Below are 7,450 nucleotides of genomic sequence, written 5' to 3'. Positions count from 1 at the left end.
GTGGATCATCTGCCGCTATCACTGGAACGGCGCGGTAAAACCACACAACGCCCCGATTCTCGCCCCGACCCAGCCCTGCCGCTCCATCAGATCGCGATCTCAGCGTATCTGGATTTCGGCTACTTGCACCACGGGCTGTTATGGCAGTCCCATGCGGAAAGCGCATATCGAAAGCTGCGGAGTCAGCAGCCGAAGCTGCAAATTGCCATCGGACCCTGGAATTGCACCGGACGCGCTGAAAGCCGCCCGAGAGATCAGTCGCGGCAAACCGGATCATATCTCGACAACCCTGGCGCAGGCAGTGGCGCTGGCCCGAGGCACCGCGCGGGCAATCGTTCTGGCTAAAGGAACATCTCGTAGGCGTGGGATTCGACTAGCCCCACCGATAATGACAAATAAGTTGCAGGCGCGCGGCCATTCCAATTCTCAACCACGGTCGTATTTTTAACTAAGCTGCCGCCTTCTCTTTCTTTCCAGAACGCGAGGAGCGTATCCAGTGAAAGACGGAATATCCGGTGGCAATCAGACAAAGCACGATGAATCCAACCATGCTCCAGAAAAATGCGTCGGTATGCACAATATGCAGAAACTGCTTGCCATACTTGATGGCCAAAAGACCGAGAATAATGAATCGGCCTACGCGCGAGAAAAAATTGATGACGAGCAGTTTCCACATGGCGTAATCCAACGCGCTGGCGACGGCAATCACCAGGGTGAATGGGAACGGCGGAGGAGCAAGACAGGCCACCACCACCGCAAGCCCGGATCGCTCACCGAGATGATGTTTAAGCCGGTCGAACTTTTTTTGCCCCGCGACTTTGCGAATGCCCTCTTCGCCGAATTTACGGGCAACCAGCGACAGCGCCAGGACACCTATGGTAGATCCGACAGAGGCAGCCAGAACATACCAGGGGAAGCCCTTATGGTGCTGCGCAATCAGGCTGACAACAAGAAGATCGTTGCCAAACGGTAGGATGAGAAAGGATGAATCGAACGCCCCCAGCAGCAGTGGCCCGAAGTACCCCAGATGAATGAAGAAAACAAGAATTAGATGAAAAAATTTGACCATAAGGACTTTTCCCTCTAGACCGGCCGCCGAAAACTTGTCACTTGTGAGATTCGCGGAACGGGACGGTCGGCTGTTTGGTGTGAAATTCTTGTGCCAGTTGTACAAAAGGCATTGTCATTCTGGAAGTGCGCGGAGGAAGGATCTATGGATAGACGTTATTTTTCGCCCGCATCCAACACTCATGTGCAAATTTGTTGAACGAATGACCGACTCACCAAACCATGAACGGTGACTCATGATCGTTGCTTGGCTGCTCCTTTTTATTCCGATCTCGTTGGTGTTGGCCTATTGGGTCCACGCGTCTCCGGTCTGGATTTTTGCCTGCGGCGCGGTTGCCATCTTCGCACTCGCCGACTGGATTCGGCGCGCCACGGATAGCTTGGCCAACCGGGCCGGATCCTCCATCGGCGGTCTGGTGACCATTTCTTTTGGCAGCACAGCGGAATTGATACTTGCGCTATTTGTGCTAGCACCGGCAACACGTATGTCGTCAAAGCGGAGATTACCGGTTCGATGATTGCCTCCAGCCTGCTGGCTTTGGGGCTAGCGGTCCTTGTGGAGGCTGGACGCGCGCGAAGCAAAAGTTTCCAGCCGGAGCGGGCGGAGTTGCTCAACGGTCTTCTGACGCTGTCTACCATAGCACTGTTGCTTCCCGCCTTCTTCGATTACACGGAACTCCACCTGCCCGGCCACGCCAACCTTGTGCGGTCGGATGAAAAGCTGAGCCTGACCGTTTCCGTCGTCCTGATCCTGGTCTATCTGGCCAACCTGGTCTATACCCTGATCACTCACCGCGATGTGTTCGCTTCCCGCAGATCGAACGAGCCACCCATCTGGTCGCTCTGGAAATCCTTGGGGATCCTGCTCGGCGCCACTGTTTTTATAGCGGTCGAATCGAATCTGATCGCACGCAACCTGCAGGCAACCACGACCCGGCTTGGCGTGACCACGTTGTTTCTCGGCGTCATTGTGCTGGCATTGATTGGAAATGCGTCCGATATCATCTCCGCGGTGTATTTCGCACGCAAGGACCGGATGGGACTGGTAATGGGGATATGTCTTGGCTCGACAGTTCAGGTCGCCCTCCTGCTGGCCCCGGTGCTGGTATTAGTCTCTTACCTCATGGGGCATCCCATGAACCTGGTTTTTACCAATCCCCTCGAGTTGATTGCAATCGTAGGTGCCGTGCTCGCGGTAAATGCTATTGCCAGGGACGGAGAGACCACATGGTTCGGGGGCGTGCTTCTGGTTGCCGTCTACTGTTTATTTGGACTGGCGTTCTTTTTTGCCACAGCGCCGCATCCAACTGGAAGATAGCGTCTTCAATCCAAAAGCTATCGGGAGCATTGCATGAAAGCCACATGGAAGCCGCATACCGAACATGGAAAACTGTCATCCGAAGACCGCCAGGAACTGCCAGAATCGGTCTATGCTTTTCCCAAACTGCGCAAAGAGCCGATGACGGACGCGTCCCACGTCCGGGATGCCATGGCCCGATTCGATCAGGTGGAGGGAGCCTCTGACAGCGATCGCGATCAGGCCTTTGCCAATATCCATGAAGCGGCGAAGCACTACAAGATCCACATGACAGAGAAGCGCTGGCAGGATTTCGGCAAGCGTCCGCAAACGCGCCATCCGGCCCACACGAGCTGAATACCAACGGGTAGATATTGAGGCGGTTGAGGCGGCGCATCCTAAAGTGTGGCTGAAAAGGCCGCGAAAGTGAGGAGCGATGAGCCGTCGCGCAGGCCAGGATAGACCGTGGTTTACCGATCTGGCTGAGTCGATCAGACTGGCCTTTGCCGAGTTCCTGGCCCTCCCCACCGGAATCATCTTCTGCTTTCTCGCTTTGAGCGCGGGGGCTCACTTGCTGGATCTCGCCAACCCCGCGTGGCTGGTGCCGCTGTGTGGCCTGTTGCGGGCGCATGTGTTTGCAAACCCCGGTGCCACCGGGACCATACATCTAGGATACCGTCTCATGCGCCAAAGCCGCTGTGACATTCCCGCTGGCATCCAGTAGAACCTGAGCCACGCTGGTGCAAATATGGTCCTCTGCTCCTCCGCTGATATCTTTGGCGGCTTTGGCGGGATCTCCTATGTAATTCCAAAGCCCAATAATGATTTTTCGCTGGGGTTGCTGTGCGCGCAGGCTTTTGTAGGCGGCCCGCGCGTAGGACAGCGCATACGGCGGCAGGGCCGACAGACAGACCAAGTCCGGCGCGGCTTGGGAGACTTCCGCGAGCATCCCGTCCACACTCCCAAGATGGATCATTTTCGCGGAATGCCCCGCACGCTCCAGAAGTTGAGCCAGCATGATCGCGATAACTTCATCCGCGTCATCGCGCACCGGGACGCACGCTATTTTCTTTGGAGCGAGCACCCGAAGAGTGGGAATTCCTTCAGAGGTCCCATGGACGTTTCCATTCGACATTGCTTTTCTCGCGGCATCGGATGGTTTGGGGTCTTCGCTGCTGAGACACAATTCCTCCACCAAGTCTTTCGTGGTTTGCATGATGAATCCGACCGTTGCATCGTCGATTACATTGCCATGACGGTCCTGCTCGGACAAGCTCAACGCAGGCACCAGCACGGAGTCGTAAAGGTCCTCAAGAGATTTGTCCTTCAGATAGGTGTCGAGTACCTGGCTGGCTTCGCGCTGGTCGCCCGCCAGCAGGCGCTGGTAGTACTGAGCTTCGGGTCGCATGACAGGCTGATCGCCGAGCAGCACAGTCAGGAATTCCAGGCTGGGCACATGCCCGCCGACGATGACCACGCAGACAGTGAGGGGAACGGACAGAATCAGGCCGATCGGTCCCCAGAGGATGGTCCAGAAAACTGCCGCCACCAGAATAGCGAGCGAGGACAGGCCGGTGTGCCTGCCATAAACATGGGGTTCTATGAAATTCGCCGTCACCACTTCCATGCAGAAGAAAATTGCCATGATGACCAGAGTGTGCGTCCATCCGTTGAAAACCGCTATGGAGAATGCCGAGGGCAGAATGCCGGCGATGGGAGCTCCGATATAAGGAATAAAGCGTAGAACTCCCGCGAGCGCTCCCCACAATATCGCATGAGGCAACCCCATGAAATGCAGAGCGGTGAAGATAATCGACCCATAGCAGGTATTCACCAGCAATTGCAGAGAGAGATATCTACTGACTCTGCGGCTTGCATCGTCTAGCGCCTGAGTCATCAGGTTCAGATGGCCGTGCCCGGTCAGCCGGATGAAACGGTTTCGTAAATCCTCCCGCTGCATCAGCATAAAGAACGTGAAAACAATCACCAGCAGAATGGAAACCATCGCCCCCAGGACGCCGTGAATCGTGCCCAGCCTGCCGTTTGTCTGCCCTACCTCCTGTACTGAAACCGGTCGATTCGGGGAAGCGCCTAACGCTTTGGTGCTGGGATGCCGTTGATCGGGCGTGGTGTTTGAACTCAAGACGCCAATTTTCTGGCTCAGAAGCTCGACTTCTTTCTGCGCGCGTGAGAAGCTCGTCGACTTTGACGAGTGAAGCGTGGCAAGTTTTTCGTTAATGTTCGACGCATAGGCGGGGAGGTGAGCGGTTACGTCGACCAACTGCGTGAAAACCGTCCAACCGCCGCCCCCCACGATGCCCCCCGCCGCGAGAATCACCAACGAAATGGCCAGTATCCTGGGCAAACGAATTCGTTGTAGAAAGGTAACCACGGGGGCGAGCAAGAAGGAAAAAAGTACCGCGAGAGCAAGCGGCACAACCACTTCTTTCGCCAAGTAGAGGACAGCAATCGCAACAACCGCCACGACGATGATCAGAAGCCGCGAAAGTTCCCGGGATGCGCTGGAGCGGGTCACCATGAGAGTGACATCGGAAAAATCCGATGCTCCTAATTGTTTCGTGTCGCTCCCTCAGGGAGCGGCTGATACTTAGGATGCCGATTCCGGACGTATCTCAACGAAACGATGTGGCGCCCTTACTGACTACCAGTCTTTGCGCTGAAAGAGAAGTTGCACAGGTTACATAGGAAGAAAGCGGATGCTCGCACTACTGAGACAAGATTCGCATCTGAGGAGGTGGGGAGAGCTTGGAATGCTGCTTTTTCGTTGCGCAACCGCGACCGTGCTGTGCAGTGTGGTCTCACTGACACCGACGCTTGCGCATGGTCAGGAGCAGAACGCTCGCGATCTGGTCCAGTCCATTGTCGACAACGAACTGAAGGCTGACACGAACGGACACTCGCGCTGGATTTATCGCGACGCTCACACGGTCAACGGCAAGAGCACGGTGAAACTCGTAGTACAGATCCCGGAAGGCGACGTCTCGAAGACCATCGAGATGAACGGCCATCCCCTCACAGCGCAGCAGCAACAAACCGATAAGCAGAAGATGCACCGGTTTGTGACCGACCCAGCGGTGCGGCAGAAGCAGAAACGAAACCGGCAACAGAACGGCAAAAAGGTAGCTTCGATGATGAAAATGCTGCCCGGTGCGTTTCTATGGACGGGGTCTGGGGAGCAATGGAACAGTGAACCGACTTAAGGTCCAGCCCTCACTCTGACCAGAGCCGTCCGAAGGGAACGCCATGCAGGTTGCTGGCAAAGGGAATGATTTCCGTACCTGCATACAGCACCACGCCGCGGACCCAATTCTTGCCTGCGGCGCTTGCCAGAGCCTGCAGCCCGCGTACATCATTGCTTCCCAGGGTTGCGGAAGCTTTGATCTCCACTCCGACCACTCTTCCAGCGCGGTCTTCCAGGACTATATCCACTTCCTGGCCAGATGCGGTGCGCCAGAAGAAGAGTTCTGGCTGAGTGGCACTCCATGTGGATTGCTTCCGCAGTTCCATCACCGCAAAATTCTCCAACAACGCACCGGCCAGATTTCCCTCTGTCTTTAGGCGTTCCACAGTCACGCCCTGCAAGTAGGCAAGCAGCCCAGAGTCGTTCAAATAGACTTTTGGGGTCTGAATGACGCGTTTGCCGAGGTTTCGTGCCCATGGGCGTAGCAGCTGTACAAGAAACGTCGCTTCCAGCAGGGCAAAGTAGCGCTTCAACGTCGTTTGCGCCAGAGCGACAGTGCGCGACAGTTCGGCGAAATTCAGCAAACCCCCAGCGCGCGCGGCGACGACGGAGTGCAGACGTGGAACAGCCGTCGCGTCTCCAAGATTCGCCAAATCGCGAATATCCCGCTGAAGGATCGTCATGACATAAGACTGAAACCAGGCGTCGCGTCTTGCAGGGCTCATGCGGGCAACTGCCAGAGGATAGCCACCGGCCAGAACGGCCTCCAACAACTCGTCACGCCGCGTCGAGGCGGCCATTCCTGACCAGCCGACGGGCTGCCGGGAAAACAGGGTGTCCACAAAGCCCTCTTTTACGCCGCGCATTTCTCCCTGGGAAAACGGCCAGAGGGTCAACACCTCCATGCGCCCCGCCAGGGACTCAGACAACCTGGGCAAGAGCAGTACATTCGCCGACCCCGTGAGCAGAAATGTTCCGGGTTGCCGGTTCCGGTCAATGGCAGCTTTGATCACAGGAAAGATCTCGGGGATATGCTGCACCTCATCGAGCGTGACCGGAGTGTTCAGGCCGGCAACGAAACCATTGGGATCGCTCTTGGCGGCTGCCAGAATGCCTGGATCATCGAAGGTAAGATACTGTCGGCCCTGTTTCGCCAGATTTGCCGATTGCACCAAGGTGCTTTTCCCGGTTTGACGAGCGCCGTTGACCAGAACGGCCGGCGAGTCTGTCAGCGCCTCGAGAAGTCTGTCGGTAAGGTGACGATGGATCATGCTAGTATTATCAGCCATTGTGCGGATGATAATCAACCACATTGTGGGCGATTATTTGAGCTGGTGTTCTTGGCCAAAACCGCGAAGTCCATCCTGGATCTGGAACGCCGCCGCAGCCGGCTGATCTTGGCCGTCCATCAAACGGTCATTTTATCTAACCACTATAGAAGCCACACATCCCTCGCGATCGAAATAGGTGAAGCTCCATGCCCGTCGACTTTCTGACACTCACACAGCGGCAGCGCTATGGCCGTTACCCCGACTCATTGTCTATGGACGAGCTGGCACGCAACTTCCACCTCGATGATGAGGATCGGGATTGTATAGCCAATAAACGGCGCGACAGCAGTCGCCTTGGCTTCGCACTGCAACTTGCGACAGTTCGGTTTCTGGGGACCTTCCTCGAAAACCCGGCCGCCGTGCCCATCATTGTCTTGCACTTCCTGGCGACCCAGATCGATGTGGCCGACCTCACTTGCGTTGCAGCTTATCGCCACAGTGAGCAACGCTGGCGGCATACTGCCGAGATCCGTACCCGCTACGGATACCGCGAGTTCGTGGACGGAGGCGTTCAGTTCCGTCTTGGCCGCTGGCTTTGTGCTCTTTGCTGGA

10 protein-coding genes are annotated in these 7,450 nt (G+C 56.3%); 7 read left to right on the top strand and 3 right to left on the bottom strand.

Annotated elements, in window-relative coordinates; genetic code table 11:
- Nucleotides 1–345, top strand: a 345-nt coding sequence (locus tag VMU57_RS14655; RefSeq protein WP_325384688.1) for a hypothetical protein, incomplete at its 5' end; no start/stop codon positions are given.
- A gap of 103 nt (nucleotides 346–448) precedes the next feature.
- Here VMU57_RS14655 and VMU57_RS14650 read toward each other — a convergent pair.
- Nucleotides 449–1,069 carry a YqaA family protein gene (locus VMU57_RS14650; protein ID WP_325384686.1) on the bottom strand — a complete coding sequence of 207 codons (621 nt, stop codon included), beginning with the start codon at nucleotides 1,067–1,069 and terminating at the stop codon, nucleotides 449–451.
- A 235-nt stretch (nucleotides 1,070–1,304) separates the two neighbouring features.
- On the opposite strand from VMU57_RS14650, the gene VMU57_RS14645 reads away from it, so the two are divergent.
- The 4 genes from VMU57_RS14645 (at nucleotide 1,305) to VMU57_RS14630 (ending at nucleotide 3,089) form a co-directional block, all read left to right on the top strand.
- Entirely contained in the window at nucleotides 1,305–1,586 is a 282-nt protein-coding gene (locus tag VMU57_RS14645) for a hypothetical protein (RefSeq protein ID WP_325384684.1), read from the top strand.
- Complete coding sequence (locus tag VMU57_RS14640) at nucleotides 1,583–2,386, top strand: hypothetical protein (protein ID WP_325384682.1); 804 nt, start codon at nucleotides 1,583–1,585, stop codon at nucleotides 2,384–2,386. The genes VMU57_RS14645 and VMU57_RS14640 overlap by 4 nt, the downstream gene beginning before the upstream one ends.
- 33 nt (nucleotides 2,387–2,419) lie before the next feature.
- Complete coding sequence (locus tag VMU57_RS14635) at nucleotides 2,420–2,722, top strand: DUF6582 domain-containing protein (RefSeq protein ID WP_325384680.1); 303 nt, start codon at nucleotides 2,420–2,422, stop codon at nucleotides 2,720–2,722.
- A gap of 79 nt (nucleotides 2,723–2,801) precedes the next feature.
- On the top strand, nucleotides 2,802–3,089 hold the full coding sequence (locus VMU57_RS14630; protein ID WP_325384678.1) for a hypothetical protein: 288 nt from the start codon (nucleotides 2,802–2,804) through the stop codon (nucleotides 3,087–3,089).
- Here VMU57_RS14630 and VMU57_RS14625 read toward each other — a convergent pair.
- The gene (locus VMU57_RS14625; protein WP_325384676.1) at nucleotides 3,033–4,904 is read right to left on the bottom strand and encodes an AI-2E family transporter; all 1,872 of its coding nucleotides are present in this window, start codon (nucleotides 4,902–4,904) and stop codon (nucleotides 3,033–3,035) included. The genes VMU57_RS14630 and VMU57_RS14625 overlap by 57 nt on opposite strands.
- 232 nt (nucleotides 4,905–5,136) lie before the next feature.
- On the opposite strand from VMU57_RS14625, the gene VMU57_RS14620 reads away from it, so the two are divergent.
- Nucleotides 5,137–5,586, top strand: coding sequence for a hypothetical protein (locus VMU57_RS14620; protein WP_325384675.1), 450 nt, complete (start codon nucleotides 5,137–5,139; stop codon nucleotides 5,584–5,586).
- A gap of 10 nt (nucleotides 5,587–5,596) precedes the next feature.
- Here VMU57_RS14620 and VMU57_RS14615 read toward each other — a convergent pair whose 3' ends face one another.
- Complete coding sequence (locus VMU57_RS14615) at nucleotides 5,597–6,838, bottom strand: ATP-binding protein (protein ID WP_325384673.1); 1,242 nt, start codon at nucleotides 6,836–6,838, stop codon at nucleotides 5,597–5,599.
- Between the two features lie 206 nt (nucleotides 6,839–7,044).
- Here VMU57_RS14615 and VMU57_RS14610 point away from each other — a divergent pair.
- The coding region (locus VMU57_RS14610) for a DUF4158 domain-containing protein (protein ID WP_325384671.1) at nucleotides 7,045–7,450 on the top strand (406 nt) is incomplete at its 3' end.

Source organism: Edaphobacter sp. (assembly GCF_035532915.1).
In the GTDB taxonomy this organism is placed as follows: Bacteria; Acidobacteriota; Terriglobia; order Terriglobales; family Acidobacteriaceae; genus Edaphobacter.
Note: the sequence above shows the minus strand (reverse complement) of the source record. Positions and strands in the feature narration are given on the sequence as shown.

Excerpts from the sequence above, each read along its gene's own strand:
- VMU57_RS14615 (WP_325384673.1), bottom strand. The coding sequence starts at position 6,838 with ATGATCCATCGTCACCTTACCGACAGACTTCTCGAGGCGCTGACAGAC.
- VMU57_RS14640 (WP_325384682.1), top strand. The coding sequence starts at position 1,583 with ATGATTGCCTCCAGCCTGCTGGCTTTGGGGCTAGCGGTCCTTGTGGAG.
- VMU57_RS14645 (WP_325384684.1), top strand. The coding sequence starts at position 1,305 with ATGATCGTTGCTTGGCTGCTCCTTTTTATTCCGATCTCGTTGGTGTTG.
- VMU57_RS14620 (WP_325384675.1), top strand. The coding sequence starts at position 5,137 with ATGCTGCTTTTTCGTTGCGCAACCGCGACCGTGCTGTGCAGTGTGGTC.
- VMU57_RS14625 (WP_325384676.1), bottom strand. The coding sequence starts at position 4,904 with ATGGTGACCCGCTCCAGCGCATCCCGGGAACTTTCGCGGCTTCTGATC.
- VMU57_RS14635 (WP_325384680.1), top strand. The coding sequence starts at position 2,420 with ATGAAAGCCACATGGAAGCCGCATACCGAACATGGAAAACTGTCATCC.
- VMU57_RS14630 (WP_325384678.1), top strand. The coding sequence starts at position 2,802 with ATGAGCCGTCGCGCAGGCCAGGATAGACCGTGGTTTACCGATCTGGCT.
- VMU57_RS14650 (WP_325384686.1), bottom strand. The coding sequence starts at position 1,069 with ATGGTCAAATTTTTTCATCTAATTCTTGTTTTCTTCATTCATCTGGGG.